The sequence below is a fragment of the Pseudomonas sp. GM55 genome (assembly GCF_000282395.1).
GTDB lineage: Bacteria > Pseudomonadota > Gammaproteobacteria > Pseudomonadales > Pseudomonadaceae > Aquipseudomonas > Aquipseudomonas fluorescens_CC.
In genome coordinates, this window is sequence record NZ_AKJJ01000104.1 from 1 (window position 1) to 17,780 (window position 17,780).

Annotated in this window: 18 protein-coding genes; 7 read left to right on the forward strand and 11 right to left on the reverse strand. The window is 62.4% G+C overall.

Annotated features, from left to right (window positions below; genetic code table 11):
• Positions 1-3 precede the first annotated feature (3 nt).
• The 3 genes from PMI31_RS23655 to PMI31_RS23665 are packed head-to-tail and all read left to right on the forward strand — an operon-like array spanning position 4 to position 2,564.
• Positions 4-744, forward strand: a complete 741-nt coding sequence (locus tag PMI31_RS23655) for a glycosyltransferase family 2 protein (RefSeq protein WP_043302603.1) — start codon at positions 4-6, stop codon at positions 742-744.
• A complete protein-coding gene (locus PMI31_RS23660) occupies positions 741-1,019 on the forward strand; it encodes a lipid-A-disaccharide synthase N-terminal domain-containing protein (RefSeq protein WP_008021476.1) in 279 nt (92 codons plus the stop codon). Before PMI31_RS23655 ends, PMI31_RS23660 begins: the two co-directional genes overlap by 4 nt.
• 3 nt (positions 1,020-1,022) lie before the next feature.
• Complete coding sequence (locus PMI31_RS23665) at positions 1,023-2,564, forward strand: ArnT family glycosyltransferase (RefSeq protein WP_008021477.1); 1,542 nt, start codon at positions 1,023-1,025, stop codon at positions 2,562-2,564.
• 144 nt (positions 2,565-2,708) lie between these two features.
• Here PMI31_RS23665 and ahr read toward each other — a convergent pair whose 3' ends face one another.
• Positions 2,709-3,740 carry an NADPH-dependent aldehyde reductase Ahr gene (gene ahr / locus PMI31_RS23670; protein WP_008021479.1) on the reverse strand — a complete coding sequence of 344 codons (1,032 nt, stop codon included), beginning with the start codon at positions 3,738-3,740 and terminating at the stop codon, positions 2,709-2,711.
• A 200-nt stretch (positions 3,741-3,940) separates the two neighbouring features.
• On the opposite strand from ahr, the gene PMI31_RS23675 reads away from it, so the two are divergent.
• Complete coding sequence (locus PMI31_RS23675; protein ID WP_008021482.1) at positions 3,941-4,141, forward strand: YbdD/YjiX family protein; 201 nt, start codon at positions 3,941-3,943, stop codon at positions 4,139-4,141.
• 54 nt (positions 4,142-4,195) lie between these two features.
• Here PMI31_RS23675 and PMI31_RS23680 read toward each other — a convergent pair whose 3' ends face one another.
• The gene (locus PMI31_RS23680; protein WP_008021483.1) at positions 4,196-5,077 is read right to left on the reverse strand and encodes an NmrA family NAD(P)-binding protein; all 882 of its coding nucleotides are present in this window, start codon (positions 5,075-5,077) and stop codon (positions 4,196-4,198) included.
• Between the two features lie 39 nt (positions 5,078-5,116).
• Entirely contained in the window at positions 5,117-5,758 is a 642-nt protein-coding gene (locus tag PMI31_RS23685; protein ID WP_008021485.1) for an HD domain-containing protein, read from the reverse strand.
• Between the two features lie 120 nt (positions 5,759-5,878).
• Here PMI31_RS23685 and PMI31_RS23690 point away from each other — a divergent pair, with 120 nt between their 5' ends.
• Complete coding sequence (locus PMI31_RS23690; RefSeq protein WP_008021488.1) at positions 5,879-6,913, forward strand: GlxA family transcriptional regulator; 1,035 nt, start codon at positions 5,879-5,881, stop codon at positions 6,911-6,913.
• Positions 6,914-6,960: 47 nt separating this feature from the next.
• Here PMI31_RS23690 and PMI31_RS23695 read toward each other — a convergent pair whose 3' ends face one another.
• The 8 genes from PMI31_RS23695 to PMI31_RS23730 all read right to left on the reverse strand — a co-directional run bounded on the left by PMI31_RS23695 (position 6,961) and on the right by PMI31_RS23730 (position 15,988).
• Entirely contained in the window at positions 6,961-7,728 is a 768-nt protein-coding gene (locus PMI31_RS23695; protein ID WP_008021490.1) for a metallophosphoesterase family protein, read from the reverse strand.
• A 291-nt stretch (positions 7,729-8,019) separates the two neighbouring features.
• On the reverse strand, positions 8,020-9,492 hold the full coding sequence (locus PMI31_RS23700) for an aldehyde dehydrogenase family protein (protein WP_008021491.1): 1,473 nt from the start codon (positions 9,490-9,492) through the stop codon (positions 8,020-8,022).
• On the reverse strand, positions 9,485-10,312 hold the full coding sequence (locus tag PMI31_RS23705; RefSeq protein ID WP_008021493.1) for an ABC transporter permease: 828 nt from the start codon (positions 10,310-10,312) through the stop codon (positions 9,485-9,487). Before PMI31_RS23705 ends, PMI31_RS23700 begins: the two co-directional genes overlap by 8 nt.
• Before the next feature lies 1 nt (position 10,313).
• The gene (locus PMI31_RS23710) at positions 10,314-11,231 is read right to left on the reverse strand and encodes an ABC transporter permease (protein ID WP_008021495.1); all 918 of its coding nucleotides are present in this window, start codon (positions 11,229-11,231) and stop codon (positions 10,314-10,316) included.
• A 31-nt stretch (positions 11,232-11,262) separates the two neighbouring features.
• On the reverse strand, positions 11,263-12,405 hold the full coding sequence (locus PMI31_RS23715; RefSeq protein WP_008021497.1) for an ABC transporter substrate-binding protein: 1,143 nt from the start codon (positions 12,403-12,405) through the stop codon (positions 11,263-11,265).
• Between the two features lie 39 nt (positions 12,406-12,444).
• Positions 12,445-13,572: an ABC transporter ATP-binding protein gene (locus PMI31_RS23720; protein WP_008021499.1), complete on the reverse strand. Its 1,128-nt coding sequence runs from the start codon at positions 13,570-13,572 to the stop codon at positions 12,445-12,447.
• A 195-nt stretch (positions 13,573-13,767) separates the two neighbouring features.
• Complete coding sequence (locus PMI31_RS23725; RefSeq protein ID WP_008021501.1) at positions 13,768-14,583, reverse strand: response regulator transcription factor; 816 nt, start codon at positions 14,581-14,583, stop codon at positions 13,768-13,770.
• Between the two features lie 175 nt (positions 14,584-14,758).
• Positions 14,759-15,988, reverse strand: coding sequence for an MFS transporter (locus PMI31_RS23730; RefSeq protein ID WP_008021502.1), 1,230 nt, complete (start codon positions 15,986-15,988; stop codon positions 14,759-14,761).
• A 133-nt stretch (positions 15,989-16,121) separates the two neighbouring features.
• Here PMI31_RS23730 and PMI31_RS23735 point away from each other — a divergent pair, with 133 nt between their 5' ends.
• Positions 16,122-16,895 carry an AraC family transcriptional regulator gene (locus tag PMI31_RS23735; RefSeq protein WP_008021504.1) on the forward strand — a complete coding sequence of 258 codons (774 nt, stop codon included), beginning with the start codon at positions 16,122-16,124 and terminating at the stop codon, positions 16,893-16,895.
• Positions 16,896-17,054: 159 nt separating this feature from the next.
• Positions 17,055-17,678 carry an NIPSNAP family protein gene (locus PMI31_RS23740; protein ID WP_008021506.1) on the forward strand — a complete coding sequence of 208 codons (624 nt, stop codon included), beginning with the start codon at positions 17,055-17,057 and terminating at the stop codon, positions 17,676-17,678.
• The last annotated feature ends 102 nt before the right edge of the window (positions 17,679-17,780 follow it).

Below are 17,780 nucleotides of genomic sequence, written 5' to 3' on the forward strand. Positions count from 1 at the left end.
TCCATGAGCCAAGACATTTTTGTATCCGTACTGATTCCCGCCAAGAACGAAGCGAACAACCTCAAGCCATTGCTTGAGGAAATCCGCGTGGCACTGGCCGATGAGGCTTACGAAATCATCGTGGTCGACGATGGCAGCACCGATTCGACCCTGCAGGAGTTGCGGCAGATGCGCCACGATGGCCTGGACACCTTGCGCATCCTCCATCACGAACGGTCGCTGGGGCAGAGCACCTCGCTGTACCACGCGGCACGGGAGGCCCGCGGGCAATGGCTGGCGACCCTCGACGGCGACGGCCAGAACGATCCGGCGGACATTCCCGGCATGCTGGCGCTGGTGCGCGGCGAACCGGGCCAGGTCGATGTGCAGCTGGTCGCCGGGCACCGGGTCAATCGTCGCGACACCGCGAGCAAGCGCTACGCCTCGCGCTTCGCCAACAACCTGCGCCGGCGCCTGCTCAAGGACGCCACCCCGGACACCGGTTGCGGCCTGAAGCTGATCGAGCGCGCGGCGTTCTTGCGCCTGCCGTACTTCGACCACATGCATCGCTATATTCCGGCGCTGATCCAGCGCCATAACGGGCGCATGATCGTGCACCCGGTCAACCACCGGCCGCGCACGGCCGGGGTGTCGAAATACGGCAACCTCGACCGCGCGCTGGTTGGCATTCTCGACTTGTTCGGGGTCTGGTGGCTGATCAAACGCACGCGGCTGAACACCATTGCCCAGGAGATCGAAGGATGATGTTGTCGCGTGAAACCCTGTGGCTGATCGTCGGCTTTGCGGGGCAGGTGGCCTTTACCGGGCGGTTTGTTCTGCAGTGGCTGTACAGCGAGTACAAGAAACGCAGCGTGATCCCGACCAACTTCTGGTACTTGAGCATCGTCGGCAGCACCTTGTTGCTCGCCTACGCCATTTACCGCCAGGACCCGGTGTTCATCGCCGGGCAGGCGTTTGGCTCCCTCGTCTATTTTCGCAACCTGCAGTTGATTGCCAAAAGCAGAAGCGTAAAGGAATAAACCATGCGTAGATCATTGTCGCCCAGGGTCGAATGCCTGGGCCTGATGCTGCTTGCCCTGTTGCTGATCGGCGCGGGAATGGGGCTACGCCAGGCCCAGAATGTGGATGAGGAACGCTTCCTCGGCGTCGCACTGGAGATGCTGCAAAACGGCTCGTGGCTGATCCCGCACCGGGCTGCCGAAATCTACGGCGACAAGCCGCCGATTTTCATGTGGACGGTGGCGTTCTTCACCTGGCTGACCGGCAAGCCCAACATCGCCCTTTACATCCCGGGCCTGTTTTCGGCGGTGACGGTCACGGCGATGGTCTATGACCTGGGCCGACGCCTGTGGACCCAGCGTACCGGGCGCAACGCCGCACTGTTGTACCTGGCGACGTACCAGACCTACAGCATCCTGCGCACTGGTCAGATCGACAGCTTGCTGATTCTGTTCACCTCCCTGGGCCTGTACGGTCTGGCGCGACACCTGCTACTCGGCCCGGCATGGCGCTGGTTTTACGTGGGCTGCGCGGCCATGGGTATCGGCGTGATCACCAAGGGTGTGGGTTTTCTGCCGGCGCTGTTGCTGATTCCTTACGCCTATGCGGTGCGCAAAGACTGGCCCGGTGTGGTGGCCATGCCCGGCGAGGCGCGCAAGTGGTTGCTGGGGTTGGCGCTGATGCTCGCGGCGATTGCGATCTGGTTGCTGCCCCTGGCCTTGTCCATCCTCTTCAATGGCAGCCCAGACGAAATTGCCTATGCGCGGGAGATCCTCCTGCACCAGACCGCGGGCCGCTATGCCGCCGCGTGGCATCACCGTGAGCCGTTCTGGTATTTCTTCACCAACGTGATTCCGCAGTACTGGCTGCCGTTGGTGCTGGTGCTGCCATGGCTGGTGCCCGCCTGGCGCCGTCAGTTGCAAAAACGTGACGGCCGGGTCCTGGTATTGCTTGGTTGGGTAGCGCTGGTGGTGCTGTTTTTCTGCATCAGCAGCGGCAAGCGCAAGTTGTACATCTACCCGGCGCTGCCTGGGCTGGTGCTGGTCGCTGCGCCGTTGATTCCGTGGATGCTCAAGCGCTGGTTCAAAAGACACCCGCGTTTGCGCCGGGTGTTCCCGGCACTGGTGGCGACCTGGTTCGTGTTGTGGTTCGCCCGTGGTTTCATCGAACCGCTCAAGGAAGGCACCAACATCGATCAGGTGCTCATGACGCAGGCTGCGACCATGACCCAGGGCGCCGATCTGGTGCTGGTCAACTGGGAGGAGGGGCACTGGTTGTTTGCCCGTCAGCCGATCGTGCATTTCGGCATGGACTATTCGTCCATCGAAAAAGCCGCGCTGTATCTGCGCGAACACCCCAAGGCCTACGCCTTGGTGCCGGATGACGTGCTGAACCAGTGCTTCAAACCCGAGGCGGCCCGTGAACTGGGTGAAAACTCCCGGGCGAACTGGTCGATCGTGGGGGCGGATGCCGACACCGGCAAATGCGTGCCGCAAGACACTGTCAAAGCCTATCGGTTTACCTGGAATGACCCGCATATGCCGGCGCAGGTGGCTAATCCCTGAGGGCAAAAGAGGTTCTTCACGCATTCCCGGGGAATTGTAGGAGCCGGCTTGCTGGCGATGGACTCAAATGCGCCGCGTTTATCCGGTTTACACGCGTTATCGTTAACGACTATCGCTGGCAAGCCAGCGCCTACAAGCGGCCTGTCATTGACTGGCGTCCAGCACCACGCGGTAGCGCGCCTTGCCGCTGCGCAGATGATCGATGGCTTCGTTGATCCGGCTCATGGGAAACATCTCGACCTGCGGCAGGATCTGATGGCGTGCGCAGAACTCCAGCATGGTCGCGGTGTTGGCGGGTGAGCCGACCGGTGAGGCGGACAGGACTTTTTGCTGGGGAATCAGGTTGAACACGTGCACCGGAATGGCATCGGGCACGACGCCGACAAAGTGCAGGCGACCCTTGCCGCGCAGGGTGGCAAGCATGGCCGTCCAGTCGAGGTTGGCGTTGGCGGTGACCAGGAGAAAATCCAGGGTGCCGGCAATGGCATTGAGTGCATCGGTGTCGGTCGAGGCGACCACCTTGTGCGCGCCCAGGCGCCTGGCTTCTTCCTGCTTGCTCAATGATGAGGTGAACGCCGTGACCTCGCAGCCCCAGGCGTTGAGAAAGCGCAGCGCCAGGTGACCGAGGCCGCCGATACCCACCACGCCGACCCGGTCGGTGGGCTTGATGCCGAATTCCAACAGTGGGTTGAACACGGTCGAGCCGGCACAGAACAACGGCCCGGCCAGCGCCGGGTCGAGCCCGTCCGGAATCGGCAGGGCCCAGGCCCAGTGCGCGCGAATGCGGTCGGCAAAGCCACCGTTGCTGCCGATGATGGTCGGTTGAACCGTGCGACACAGGTTATGGGAGCCTTCGATGCACGACGTGCAATGCATGCAACTGCCCTTGTACCAACCGATGCCCACCCGTTGCCCCATTTCCAGACCGCGCACTTGGGCGCCCAGCCGCACGATACGGCCAACGACTTCGTGGCCGGGAATAAACGGGTAGCTGCTGATACCCCAATCGTTGTCGATCAGCGACTGGTCGGAGTGGCAGACGCCGCAATATTCCACGGCGACTTCCACCTCATCGTTTCCCAACGGGCCGGGATCGTAGCTGTAGCGTTGCAGTGGCGCGCCCGCTGCCGTGGCGGCCCAGCCGGTAAAGGTAGTGAGTTCGCTGCTATCGCTCATGGGACACCTCCAGATCAGAAGTCAGGGGTTTTTGGCCGCTCGGGTGCAGCGGCGGAGCGAGGAAAGTGTAGCGGGTTGCCGGCGCTCCATCGGGCGCGACCCCGGATACTTGAAAATACAAAGGCGCCCGATGTGGACACAATGCAGATACATGAGCGCGGTTTCATGGCCCAGGTCCGACGTTCACAGAGAGATCAGCCATGTTTCGCAAATTGCAGCAGGTCGCCAGATTGCTCAGCCAGGGTGCCCGATTGATGGTCGGCGTTCCCGAGTACGACAACTACGTGGCGCAAATGGCCCGTAACCATCCGGGCGAGCCGGTCATGAGTCATGAGGCGTTTTTCCGCGAACGCCAGGAAGCGCGTTTTGGCCGGGGCAAGTGCAATACGCGGTGCTGTTGAAAGCGTTGGGCGTATGCGCGGGTCTTTAGTGGCCGACGCATACGCCCGCCACGGTCACTGTTCGAACAATTGGTGATTGGCCCGTACGAAGTCAGCCACCGTTTGCGGCGCTTGACCGGTGATCTGCCCGATCACGCCATCCACTCCGGCAAAGATCCCGTTCTGGTAATCGACGGCCACTTCCAGGAAGTGCTGGATGACAAATTCCGGCAGATCGTAGGTCTGCAGGTGCTGGCGATACTCCTCCAGCGTCGATGGATTGTAGGTGATGGTGCGGCCGACGATGGCGCTGATTTCCTCGGCGATTTGCCCATGGCTCAGTTCGACCGGGCCGCACAGCGGGTAGGTCTTGCCGATATGACTGGATGGTTGGGTCAGTAGCCTGGCGATCACACGGGCCTGGTCTTCGGCGGCAATCGGTGCGTGCCGCCCGTTACCGTACGGCAGCGTTATTTTGTTTTCCTTGACGATCTGATCCAGCACCCACGGGAAAATCAGCCATTCGGAAAAGAATGTCGGGCGAATGTGCACCACAGGCACGCCTGACCAGTCGAGTACGCGCTCGGCGATCCAGTGGTCGCGGGCGGCATGGCTCAGCGAGTCTTCGCGGGCGGAAATCTGCGACATTTCCACCACCACCTCGACGCCTGCGCGCCGTGCGGCATCGGCAAAGTAGGCCGTCGCCTGAATGTAGCCGGGGCGAACCGGGTAGCACAGGTACGCGCCGGTCACGCCATCCATGGCACGCAAGATGTCGTCGTGTTCCAGCAGGTCGCCGACAAAGATTTCGGCGCCCTCGTTCTGCAATGCGGCGCTGCGTTCGTCCAGTTGATGCACGAAAGCGCGCACCGCATGACCTTCGTTGAGCAGATGACGGACGGTATGAACGCCGGTCTTACCGGTTGCCCCGGTGATGAGGTAGGTACGTGGCTGCATGATGGAGTCTCTCTCTGTAAAAAAACCGATTGGATTGGATCAGCTGTCGAAGGGCGCGTTGTCGATCAGGTCGCAGACATTCGGGCAATCGAAGCCATGGATGTGGCGACGCCCGACATCCGCGAGCCCGGTGCCAATGGCCGTATGGGGTTTCTTCCTCGCCACTTGCGCAATGGCCTGGGTAAAGGCCGCTTTCATGCCGATGCGGGGGTAGAGCGCGAGTGTGTCGTCTACCAGCGAAGGGGTGATTTCATCCAGATGCAGCCCCATGACGTCGACATGGGCGCCCAGATAGATCAGGGCGATTTCCGGCTGTTTGCGCTCGGCGATGCCGGCGCTGGAGTGCAGGGCGATCGCATCCCAGACCTGTTCGGCTTTTGCCTGCGCATAACCGTTGGCCAGGACAAAACGACGGGCGGCATCGGCGCCATCGACTTCAAAGCGCTGGTTGGCGGCAAACTCGGGCGTCAGCCCCAGATCGTGCAGCAATGCCGCGAGGTAGACCGTTTCCCGGTCGTACTGCAAGCCCCGGCGCTGGCCGAGGAATTCGGCAAACCACCATGTCCGGTGCACATGATGCAAAAGCGCCCTGGAGTGGACGCGCTCCACGAGCAAAGCGGCTCTGCGGGCCAGCTCGGAGTCTGGAGCGCTGAAGCCGCCGATGTTGATGGGTGTATTCATATTGCCTCCCGGGGATGAAGATGACTTGACGTTCACTCTAGGGATCTGGCGGGTGGCACAATTGACTATTTACGGATGATTTGTGCCAATATTGGCGCCTTGAACCTGCGGGAGTCAGCCGTGACCAGCAAGACAAAACCCGGCCAGCCATCGATCGGCCGTACGCCAAAACGCATCGTGATATTGGGCCTGCCACCCGTGGACGGGCTCGATGTGATCGGCCCGGCCGAGGTGTTTTCCCTGGCGAATACCCTGCACGAGGGAGCCTTCGCGCCCTACGTACTTGAGCTGGTCTGCGCGGGTGTCGACCCGCAGATGGCGAGCAGCACCGGCATCGGGCTCATGGCGCACACGACCCTTGAGCACGAGCGGCATGCCGACAAGTCCATCGACACGCTGATCGTGGCGACGGGCTGGCAGGCCATCGATCAACTGGACGGGGCGGCCATCGAATGGATTCGCACGAGGTCGCAAAGCGTGCGACGGGTGTGCTCGATCTGTGTCGGCGCGTTCGCCCTGGCGGATTCGGGGCTGCTGGACGGGCGCCGTGCGACGACTCACTGGCGCATGGCGCGGGACCTGGCCGAGCGTTACCCCAAGGTGCAGGTCGATCCGAATCCGATCTGGATCAAGGACGGCAACGTCTATACCTCGGCCGGCATCTCGGCGGGCATCGACCTTGCCCTGGCACTGGTCAGCGAAGACTTGGGTGATGACGCCGCGCTGGACATCGCGAAAAACCTGGTGCTGTTCCTGCGCCGTCCCGGTGGGCAGGCGCAGTTCAGTGTCGCCCTGCAATCGCAGCAGGTTCCCGGTTCAAATCTGGATGAGTTGCGCCACTGGATCAGCGAACACCTGGGTTCACAACTGACCGTGGAAATCCTCGCGGATCGCTTTGCCACTAGCGTCCGAACTTTGATACGGATCTTTCAGCGGGAGTTGCAGACCACACCGGCCAGGTACGTTGAAGACGTTCGGCTGGAAGCGGCTTGCCGGGAGCTCGAACTGGGCGGGCGCTCGATGGAAGAGGTCGCACGCCGATGCGGTTATCAAAGTGTCGACGTGCTGAGGAAGGTTTTTGTCCGGCGCCTTGGGGTGAGCCCCAGGGAGTACGCGCAACGTTTCGCGCCAGACGCGGGTTCGGCCCGGCCGTAGGATGTCGAACTGTTCGAGACGCTGGAACTGTTGATCCGAGGGTTGCCTCAGAGCGCGAGATCGATCACGAAGGCGTCATTGAAATCAGGATTTTCGTTGATGCCATTCCTGGCATAGCCCCGGGGGTTGCAGACCACGCGGGTGTTGCCCACCCGATAATCAAAACTGCCATGGGTGTGGCCATGCAGCCACAGTGCCGGCTGCCAGTCTTTGATCCGCGCCTCGAGGTCCGAGACAAAGCTTGAGTTGATCGGCGAACCGGCAAACGCCGGGCTGATGCTCGACCGTGTCGGGGCGAAATGAGAGACCACTACCGTGGGCATGCTGCGGTCGCGGGTGAAGCAGTCTTCCAGCCAGGCGACCGTCTGCAGAAACACCAGTTGGGAAATGGCGGGCGTGAACAGGTCTGGAAAGTCGGGGGCGATCTTGATGTGGCTGAAGTCACGGATCAGTTGGGTTGCCAGATCGATACCCTGCGTCCGATCCTCGGGGCTGTCGAGCAGACGATGGTCAGACCACAAGGTGCAACCGAGAAAACGCACGCCGTCGTGGACGTACTCCGAACGCTCCAGAACGTGGATCTGCGTGCCTTGCGCCAGGCTGTTCAACTGTTCGTGGGTGGACACCAGGTCACTGCCATAAAACTCGTGATTGCCCGCCACGTACACCAGCGGAACCGGGCAGGCTCTGGCCCATTCGATGGCCTTGGCTGGCCGGGCGATATCCCCGGCGAGCACGACAATATCGGCATCCACGGCGGGAAAGGGGATCGCGTTGACAGACAGGTGCATGTCGGACAGCAAGGCGATGCGCATTGATCAACTCCGGCGTGTCTTGAAGGGGTAGGCCGTTCAACTTACGCGTTGCTGACCCGTTGTCACAAGCCTGCCTTGGCAACGGAACTGTCGGCGGATATGGGCGGGGCAGGCGACTTTGATGCTGGATGTACCGGCCTCTTCGCGGGCAAGCCCGCTCCCACAATGTTTTTTGGATACCCGTAGATGTTGCGCACACCAGATAACCCTGTGGGAGCGGGCTTGCCCGCGAAGAGGCCAGTACATCCAACAGAGATATTGGCTGACCCACCGCTCCCACAGTTGACCAACTTACTTCAAATACCAACCCCACGGCTGGTCGCTGACGTACTCGGTGACCTGCTTGACCTCCAGGTAATTGTGCAGACCCCATTGGCCCAGCTCCCGGCCGATGCCGCTGTGTTTCATGCCGCCCCAGGGCGCCTCGACGAAGGTCGGTTGCGAGCAGTTGACCCAGACGATCCCGGCGCGCAGCTGGTTGGCGACCCGGGCGCTGCGCTGCAAGTCGGCGCTCATCACGGCGGCGGCCAGGCCGAAGCGGCTGGCGTTGGCCATTTGCAGCGCTTGCTCTTCGGTCTTGAAGCGCTTGATGCTCAGCACCGGGCCGAACACTTCCTCGCGCCACAGAATGCTGCTGTGGCCCGGCTCATCGAAAATCGCCGGTTCGATGAAGTAACCTTCGGCCAGATGCGCCGGTCGCCGTCCGCCCGTGAGCAAACGGGCGCCGCTGGCCAGGCCCTGGTCGATGAAGCCGAGCACCTTGTCGTACTGGCCCTGGCTGACCAGCGGCCCGAGCAGAACCCCGGGCTGCATGCCGGGGCCAATGCTGATCCTGCGGGTCTCTTCCACCAGCCGCTCGATCAGGCGCGGGGCGATGGCTTCCTGCACCAGCAGGCGTGAGGTGGCGCTGCACACCTGGCCCTGATTCCAGAAAATCCCGAACAGAATCCATTCCGCCGCCGCTTCGACATCGGCGTCATCGAACACGATGAAGGCTGACTTGCCGCCCAGTTCCAGGCTGATGTTCTTGATGTCCCGCGCCGCCGCCGACATGATTTTCGCCCCGGTGGGCACGCTGCCGGTGAACGCCAGTTTGTCCACTCCCGGATGCTCGGTGAGCGGGCTGCCGGCGTCGGCGCCGAGACCGGTGACCACGTTCAACACCCCGGCAGGCAAGCCAATGCGGTCGGCGGCGGCGGCCAATTCCAGGGCGGTCAGCGGCGTCAGCTCGGACGGTTTCAACACCACCGCGGCCCCGGCGGCCAAGGCCGGTGCCACCTTCCACGCGGCCATCAGCAGCGGGTAGTTCCAGGGAATGATTTGCCCGGCGACGCCAATCGGCTCGTGGCGGATTCGGCAGCGGAAACGCGCGTCCGGCAACGCCAGCGGCTGGTCCTGCTGCTGGTCCAGTTCGCGGGCCAGACCGGCGTAGTAGCGAAAGCAGGCGATGGCGTCGCCGATGTCCCATTGTGCTTCCGGCAAGGGTTTGCCGTTGTCGCGCACTTCCAGTTCCGAGAGTGCCTGCTTGCCGGTTTCCAGTTCATCGGCCAATGCCTCCAGCCACTGCGCGCGCTCGGCGCCGCTGCTTTGGCCCCAGCCATTGTCGAAGGCGCGACGGGCTGCGCGCACGGCATGGTCGACGTCTTCTTCGGTGCCTGCCGCCACGCGATGGAAGGCCTGTTCGGTGGCCGGGTCGATCACGTCCAGATAGCCGCCCAGATCCGGGCTGACCCACTCGCCATTGATGTAAAGCTGATCACGCATGGTGCGACTCCTGGACGCCGGTACGGCGGTTTTGCAGATGGCGGGAAGTGAACAGCAGGGCCAGCGACACGCAGATGATCACCGTCGAAATCGCGTTGATCTCTGGCGTCACGCCACGGCGGATGGAGGAAAAGATGTAGATCGGCAGCGTCGTTTCTGAGCCGGCGACGAAGAACGCAATGATGAAATCGTCGAAGCTGAAGGTGAAGGCCAGCAGGAAACCGGCCATGATCGCCGGGCTGATCTGCGGCAGGGTCACCCGCCAGAAGGTGTCCATCGGCGGCGCGTAGAGGTCGGCCGAGGCTTCGAGCAAGGCCTTGTCCAGCGAATCGACGCGGCTGCGCACGATCACCATGACCAGGGCCATGGTGAACAGCGAGTGCGCGGCGATCACGGTGAAGAAACCCATGTTCAATTTCGGCACCGTCGGCAACCCGCTCGCCAGCAGCGGGTTGATCAGGTCGAACAGGCTGATGAAGGCGATCAGCGTCGAGATGCCGATGACGATGCCCGGCACGATGATCGCGCAATAGGTCAACGCATCGAACAGCATCCGCACTTTGCTGCCGCAGCGTTGCAAGCCGAACACCGCCAGGGTGCCGAACAGCGTGGCGATCACCGCCGAGCTGAAGGCAATCAGTGCGCTGTTGCCCAGGGCCTCCATGATGAACGGGTTGCCGAATGCGGTGCCGAACCATTGCACCGAGCAGCACTGAAAGGCCAGGCCGCTGCGCCCGGCGTTGAAGCTGAACAGCACGATCAGGGCAATCGGTGCGTAGAGGAACAGGTACAGCGATGTCGAATAGCTGCGCAGCCACATGTCACAGGCCTCCGTCGGCAGGGCGGCCGCCATAGCGCGCCACCAGTTTCAAATACACGCCGATGATCAGCAGCATCATCGCTACCAGCGTCATGGCCAAGGCACTGCCGAACGGCCAGTTGCGCGATTGCAGGAACAGGTCGACCAGCGCGTTGCCGACAAAGAACACCTTGCCGCCACCGAGAATCGCCGGGATCAGGAACTCGCCCATCAGCAGGATGAACACCAGCATCACCCCGGTGATGATCCCCGGCGCGGACAAGGGCAGGGTGATGCGCCGGAAACTTTCGAAGGCGCTGGCACCGAGGTCCGCCGAGGCTTCGAGCAGGCGCTTGTCGAGTTTCTCCAGGCTGACGTAGATCGGGAACACCATCAGCGGCAGGTAGCCGTAGACGATGCCGATCAGCACCGCCCACGGCGTGTTGATCAGTCGCACATCCTCAAGGCCCAGGCTGGCCAGCAGCGCCGGAATGCCTTTGCCGCTGAGGATGAAGATCCACGCATAGGTGCGGATCAGGAAACTGGTCCAGAACGGCACGATCACCAGGGTCAGCAGCAGCGAGCGGCTTTTAGTGACCTTGACCGCCAGGAAGTACGCCAGCGGATAAGCCGCCACCAGGCACACCAGGGTGCCCAGCGGCGCGAGCATCAGCGTGTTGCTGAACGCCGCACCGCGTGAGCCGAGGTTCAGGTAGTTGGCCAGGGTGAAGCCACCGGCGTAACCGCCCACGGCGCTGCGCTCGCCGAAACTGAAGACCAGGATGATCACCAGCGGCATCAATAACAGCAGCAGGAACCACAGGGTCGAAGGCAAGAGCATCAGCAGGGTGATGCGTCGGCCGAGGTTGCGCCGTTGGCGAACCTCGACGGCCAGGGCACGGCCCGGCTGCACCGTTTGCGGGTGGGCGGCGGCATTCATGGGTGACTCCTCAATGGCCATGGCTTAGCGATCAGGCGGACTTGAAGCGTGCCATCAGTTCGGCGCGTGCCGGGCTGGTCAGCGTGGCGGCAGCCCCGAACTCCAGCGGGCTCAAGGCTTCGGCGGCCGGGTACATGATCGGATCGTCGAGCATCGCCGTGGGCAGCAAGGCATCGACACGCTTGTCACCGCTCGGGTAGCCGTGGCTCAGCACTTCGAGTTTGTTGTGCTGCGGGTCGAGCAGGTAGTTGATGAAGGCATAGGCGGCGTCCTTGTGCTCCGAACTTTTCGGAATCGCGAAGAAGTCGCTCCACAGTTCGCCACCTTCCTTGCCGAGCTCGAACTGCATTTGCGCGTTGTCGCGGTGCAGTTGCGAGGCGTCGCCGGTCCACGACATCGCCAGCCAGGCATCGCCGCTGCGCATCGATGGCTGGATGTCGGAGTTGATCGCGAACAGGTGCGGCTTGACCTCGATCAGCAGTTTTTCCGCGTCGGCCAGTTCTTTCGGGTCCAGGGAATTGAAGCTGTAGCCGAAGCTTTTGAGGGCGTTGCCGATGGCGGTCAACTGGTAGTCGTGAACCATCGTCCGGCCACTGGCCGGGCCCTGGGCGGCGGCCCAGAATTCCTTCCAGCTGCTCGGGCCGTTTTTCAGTTTGCCGGTGTCGTAGAGCATGCCGGTGGTGCCCCAGTTTTTCGGCACCGCGTAGACCTTGCCGTCCACCGTGCCCTGGGCCATGAATTTCTGCTGGAACGCCGAGGCGTCGAAGTTGGGAATGCGCGACAGGTCCAGCGGCTCGATCAGGCCCAGCCCGACGTAGGTGCTGATGGTGTAGTTGGTCGGCACCAGCACGTCCCAGCCACTGCCGCCGGCCTGCAATTTGGCGAGCATTTCTTCGTTGGAACCGAACACGCTCATCGACACCCGGGCGCCGGTGGTTTTGCCGAAGGCGTCGAGGTTTTCCTGGCTGTGGTAGTTCGGCCATGTCGCCAGCGACAGGCGATCACCGAGTTTGCTTTGCTCGGCCGCCTCGGCGCTGGAGGTCAGCAGGCCGGGCATGTGGGTGGCGACTACGGCGGCGGCGAGACCCAGGCCGGTGCGGCCAAGGAAGTCGCGGCGACTGATCGAGCCGTTCTGCCAGCTGCGCAGGGTTTTTATAAATGTCTTCTGGTCCATAGCACGCTCCACATCCGGTTGATGAAACGAATCGATGATTTACAACGCCATGGCCAGGCCATTGGCGTGATCCCAGCCGACGCGCACTGCCGCGCCGTGTTCGAATGCATTGGCGCCGTGATCCAGATGGCGCGGAACACGCACGCACACCACCCCGAAGGCCTGGGTGCGGACGCGGTATTCGGTGGAGTTGCCCAGGTAAATGCGATCTTCGACGCAGCCCGGCAGCTTCACTTCGCGGGTCATTTCGGCGTTGGCCCCGGCGATGCTGATCAGCTCCGGGCGTACCGCAATGCAACCGGCGGCATTGGCGCTCAGGCCCTTGCCGGTGGGGGTGAGGGGGCTGGTCAGTTCCAGACCCTGCTCGGTACGCAGCACCACCGAATGGCCGTTGAGTTGGTGAACGGTGCCGTCGAACAGGTTGGACTCGCCGATAAAGTCGGCCACATAACGGCTGGCCGGGGCTTCATAGAGTTGTTCCGGGGTGGCGGTCTGGATGATCGAACCGTTGTGCATCACGCTGATGCTGTCACTCATCGACAGGGCTTCTTCCTGATCGTGGGTGACCAGCACGAACGTGATCCCGACCTCGCGCTGCAAGCGCAGCAATTCCGATTGCATCTCCTTGCGCAGCTTGCGGTCCAGCGCCGCCAGTGGCTCGTCGAGCAGCAACACCGTCGGCTTGTTGACCAGGGCGCGGGCGAGGGCGACACGCTGTTGCTGGCCGCCGGAAAGCTCGCTCGGCTTGCGCTGGCCGAAGCCGCTCAGGCGCACCATCTCCAGCGCTTCATCGGCCATGCGCAGTTGCTGTTTTTTGTCCGGGCGTGGCGTGCGATAGCGCAGGCCATAGGCAATGTTCTGCGCCACGGTCAGGTGCGGAAACAGCGCGTAATGCTGGAACACCATGTTCACCGGCCGCTCGAACGCCGGCACGCCGGCAACGCTTTTGCCGGCCAGACGCACCTCGCCGCTGGTGGGCTGTTCGAAGCCGGCGATCATGCGCAAGGTGGTGGTCTTGCCGCAGCCCGAGCCACCGAGGAAGGAATGAAACGAGCCACGCCGCACCGCGAAATTCAGACCGCCGACGGCCTGCACCTCGCCATAGCGTTTGACCACGTTGCAGAATTCGATGTCGCTTGGCGGGGTGTCGTTCACGCTGTTGTTCACGATGCGGGCTCCCTTGCAGTGATGAATCAGTGCTCGGGGGCCAAACTAGCAATCGGGGTTTTGCGGTGTATATATCCCTTGGGGGATAGAAGTAGATTGTTGTAGGAGCGAGCTTGCTCGCGATGGTCGTTAACGATTACGTGTGATGACTGGCTGAACGCGGTGCTCTTGAGTTCATCGCGAGCGAGCTCGCTCCTACACAAGGCTCGTCACTTGGTACGGATCCTCCGTCAACTCGCGAATGAACAACCCCAGCAACTCCGACTGGCTGCCAATGCCCAGCTTGGCGTAGATGTTCTTGCGGTGAATCTTCACCGTGCCGGGGCTGATGCTCAGTTGTTCGGCCACCGAGGCGCTGGAGTGGCCGCGCAGCAACAGTTGCACGATTTCCTGCTCGCGCCCGGTGAGGATGTGCGCGCCGAAGTGGTCGAAGGCTTCGCGGATCTTGAAGTCCAGGTCTTGCGCCGGGCGCGGTTGCTGGGCCTGGCGCAAGCGCCAGGCTTCATTGATGACCTGTTCGACCACCGCCTGCGCGCATTCGACCAACTGCATTTCGTCACGGCTGAACGCGCAGCTGGCGGTCGAGCGCATCAGGGACAGCACCGCCGTGGCGCCGTCGCCAAGGTCGACGAAAAACGCCACTTCCTCGGCCAGTCCGGTTTGCTGGTAATAGGTCAGGAAGTACTCGCCGAGGTAGAAATGGTCCGGGGCGAACTGGCGCAGACGCCACAGTCCCGGTGCCTGTCCGCGGGTGCAGGCCAGGTAGAACGGATCGAGCAGGTAAGGCCCGCACTGATAGTCGTCGACATACACCGCGCGCTTGTCCGCCGAGAACGTATCGAACAACGCCAGAGGCCGGTGATTACCTTCGTAGACAAACAACACGAAATGATCGACCGGGCAGATTTGCCGGATCCAGTGGCTCAACCCCGACAGCCGCGCATGCCCGGCAGGCAGGTCGAGCAGGTGGGCGACACCGGTGGTCCAGAGTTTCAGTTCCTTGGGGCGCATGGCGGCTACAGGCAGAAGAGGATGGCCTTTGGATGCACAAAGTACGCCATGGCGATATTGCCCTCGTGGAGCGCGGCGGTTGGCGGTGCGTCGTGGAGAAGACGCACCGCAACAGGGCCGGGTGTTACCGAGTGCTACAGGGCAGGTAGCAAAAATGATCAGGTGGAGCGGTCAGTCATGCTCCCGATCCACGTTTGCCGGTAGACGGCAACAGGATCGTCAGAATCCCGAGCAGCGGCAGGTACGAACACAGCGTGTACACGTACTCGATACCCTGGATATCCGCCAGATGCCCCAGCAGCGCGGCGCCAATGCCGCCGAATCCGAACATCAGGCCGAAGAACACCCCGGCGATCATGCCGACGTTGCCGGGCACCAGTTCCTGGGCGAAGACCACGATGGCCGAGAATGCCGAAGCGAGGATGAAGCCGATGATCATGCTCAGCACGCCCGTCCAGAACAGGTCGACGTAGGGCAGGGCGAGGGTGAACGGCGCGGCGCCGAGGATGGAAAACCAGATCACTCGCTTGCGGCCGATCCGGTCGCCGATCGGGCCACCAAAGAACGTGCCGGCCGCGACGGCGCCGAGGAACAGGAACAGGTACAGCTGCGAACTGGCCACCGACAGGTCGAACTTCTCGATCAGATAGAAGGTGAAGTAGCTGGTGAAGCTGGCCATGTAGAAGTATTTGGAAAACACCAGCAGCGCCAGCACCACCAGGGCGAACGTCACCCGCCGTTTCGACAGGCCGTGGGTGGCCTTGCTGCCTTGCTTGAGCTTGAACAGGTTCAGGTGGTTGCGGTACCAGCGGCTCAGGCCGTACTGCACGAGGATGGCAAACACCGCGAACAGGCCGAACCAAGCGACGTTGCCCTGGCCGTAGGGAATGATGATCGCCGCCGCCAGCAATGGGCCGAAGGCGCTGCCGGCATTGCCACCCACCTGAAAGGTCGACTGCGCCAGGCCGTAGCGACCGCCCGAAGCCAGGCGCGCCACCCGCGAGGTCTCGGGGTGAAAGGTCGACGAGCCAACCCCCACCAGCGCCGAGGCCACGAGAATGGCCGGGAAGCTGCCGACCATCGACAGCATCAGAATACCGATCAGGGTGCAGACCATGCCGGCCGGCAGCAGCCACGGTTTGGGGTGACGGTCAGTGTAGAAACCGATCCAGGGTTGCAGCAGTGAGGCGGTGAGCTGGAAGGTCAGGGTGATCAGGCCGACCTGGGTGAAGCTCAAGCCATAACTGGCCTTGAGCATCGGGTAGATCGAAGGCAGCACGGCCTGGATCAGGTCGTTGATCAGGTGCGCCAGGGCACAGGCACCGATGACACGCATGACCAGAGGGCTGGCCTGGCTGGCAACCGAGGCGGTGGGTGAGGGGGAGCTGAGGGTAGTGGTCGACATGGGCGAGGTTCCGGATAAAAACGCGAACTGCGAGCGCAAGGCGCAGCCAATTTCGGGGTTCGGCGTTATCCTAGGGGCCTCAAGGGTGCCCGTCTCGCGCAACTCGGGCGCTGACCATCGCAAAAAGGGCGTCATGATCAAGCCATTGCAGACATTCCTGGCGGAAATCGACCAGGGCGGCTGGAGTGTTCGCAGCAGTGCGACCGATTACCCGGAAAACTGGTTCATCCCGCCGCACTCGCATGAAAAGCATCAACTGATCTATGCCATCGAAGGCGTGATGGTGGTGCATGCCGCGACGGGCCAATGGACGGTGCCACCGAGCCGTGGCATCTGGATGCCGAGTGGAGAGGTGCACTCGATTCGCTGCGTGGGGGCGATCAAGATGCGCAGCGTTTTCGTGCACCCTGACGCGAGCCCGGATCTGCCCGCCGAAACCCGGGCGGTGAGTGTTTCCGCGTTGCTCAGTGAGCTGATCAAGGTCTCGGTCGATTTCGACTTTTCCGTCGATCCGGACCCGCGGGAAACCCGGGTGTTGCGGTTGATCCTGGATGAGCTGACGATCCTGCCGACCTTGCCATTGAACCTGCCGCAGCCTGCCGATCAACGTATCAACCTGATCTGTACCGCGTTGCAGCGTGATCTCGGGGATGGCTCGACGGTGTCGGACTGGAGCGCCCGGCTGGGCCTTGACGAGAAAACCATCCAGCGACGGTTCCGCAAGGAAACCGGCATGACCTTCGGCCAATGGCGCCAGCAAGCGCGACTGCTGCTGGCGCTGGAACGAATCGCCGTCGGGGAGAAGATCATCGACATTGCCGGCGAGCTGGGATACGACAGCCCGAGCGCGTTCACGACCATGTTCAAGAAGCAGTTCGGCAAGACGCCGAGTGATTTTTTCAAGTGATGGAAGAACACGAGGTGTGAATGATCGAGCGCTGCCCAACGTAAAGAAACTACCTAGTTCACTGCGGCAAATGCCGTAAACCATGGGGTTCGTCTCAATATCCCGCCGGCGGGGGCTGTCATAGGCTGTGGGCTTTGAAAACCGTTCGCCGGAGTCGTTATGCGTTTTTTTGAACTGATCACTTTTACCGTGCGCGTGCGTACCGTCGCCGATGCGTTGGCGCGCATCGAGGCTGCGCTGAATGACCCGAATGTCGGCGGCACGCTGATGGGGTGCTGGGCCTCGGAGATCGGTCAGTTGAACCAGATTGCCGTGTTGCGTGGCTATGCTGACGAAAGCCTGCGGCAGGCGGAGCGCGAGCGGTTTCTGTTGGGGGGCGAGGCCTTTGGCGTAAACGAGTTCATCAGCCATCTGCGCATCGAAAACTACACGCTGTTTCCCTTCCTCGAACCCATGAGCGCCGGCCAGCACGGTCCGTTCTATGAGTTGCGCGTTTACGACCTGGTCAGCAGCGGGTTGCCGCCCACCCTCGACGGCTGGAGCAAGGCCATCGAAGCGCGGACCGCCGAACAGTATTCACCGGTGTACGCGGCGTTTTATGCCACGGACGGTGCGCTGCCGCGCTACCTGCACATCTGGCCGTGGACCAGCCTTGAACAGCGCTTGCAGGTGCGCACCCAGGCGGTCGCCGACGGCGTCTGGCCGCCGGAAAACTCCGGCCCGCAACTGCGCGACATGTGCTCGACGATCTACCTGCCCGCGAAGTTCTCGCCCTTGCAATGACCTGGGCACGGCTCGACTGTGTAGGAGCTGGCTTGCCAGCGAAAGCGGCTGTGCAGCCGACAGCGCCGTTGAATGTGCCACCGTCTTCGCGGGCAAGCCCGC

Bases quoted from the DNA above. Each gene is read 5' to 3' on its own strand.
- PMI31_RS23700 (WP_008021491.1), bottom strand. From the start codon at position 9,492: ATGCGTGATCAGCTTTACATCAATGGCGAGTGGGTCAGCCCGGATCTG.
- ahr (WP_008021479.1), bottom strand. From the start codon at position 3,740: ATGAGCGATAGCAGCGAACTCACTACCTTTACCGGCTGGGCCGCCACG.
- PMI31_RS23665 (WP_008021477.1), top strand. From the start codon at position 1,023: ATGCGTAGATCATTGTCGCCCAGGGTCGAATGCCTGGGCCTGATGCTG.
- PMI31_RS23740 (WP_008021506.1), top strand. From the start codon at position 17,055: ATGCGTTTTTTTGAACTGATCACTTTTACCGTGCGCGTGCGTACCGTC.
- PMI31_RS23730 (WP_008021502.1), bottom strand. From the start codon at position 15,988: ATGTCGACCACTACCCTCAGCTCCCCCTCACCCACCGCCTCGGTTGCC.
- PMI31_RS23735 (WP_008021504.1), top strand. From the start codon at position 16,122: ATGATCAAGCCATTGCAGACATTCCTGGCGGAAATCGACCAGGGCGGC.
- PMI31_RS23710 (WP_008021495.1), bottom strand. From the start codon at position 11,231: ATGAATGCCGCCGCCCACCCGCAAACGGTGCAGCCGGGCCGTGCCCTG.
- PMI31_RS23725 (WP_008021501.1), bottom strand. From the start codon at position 14,583: ATGCGCCCCAAGGAACTGAAACTCTGGACCACCGGTGTCGCCCACCTG.
- PMI31_RS23685 (WP_008021485.1), bottom strand. From the start codon at position 5,758: ATGAATACACCCATCAACATCGGCGGCTTCAGCGCTCCAGACTCCGAG.
- PMI31_RS23660 (WP_008021476.1), top strand. From the start codon at position 741: ATGATGTTGTCGCGTGAAACCCTGTGGCTGATCGTCGGCTTTGCGGGG.
- PMI31_RS23705 (WP_008021493.1), bottom strand. From the start codon at position 10,312: ATGTGGCTGCGCAGCTATTCGACATCGCTGTACCTGTTCCTCTACGCA.
- PMI31_RS23655 (WP_043302603.1), top strand. From the start codon at position 4: ATGAGCCAAGACATTTTTGTATCCGTACTGATTCCCGCCAAGAACGAA.
- PMI31_RS23695 (WP_008021490.1), bottom strand. From the start codon at position 7,728: ATGCGCATCGCCTTGCTGTCCGACATGCACCTGTCTGTCAACGCGATC.
- PMI31_RS23680 (WP_008021483.1), bottom strand. From the start codon at position 5,077: ATGCAGCCACGTACCTACCTCATCACCGGGGCAACCGGTAAGACCGGC.
- PMI31_RS23675 (WP_008021482.1), top strand. From the start codon at position 3,941: ATGTTTCGCAAATTGCAGCAGGTCGCCAGATTGCTCAGCCAGGGTGCC.
- PMI31_RS23715 (WP_008021497.1), bottom strand. From the start codon at position 12,405: ATGGACCAGAAGACATTTATAAAAACCCTGCGCAGCTGGCAGAACGGC.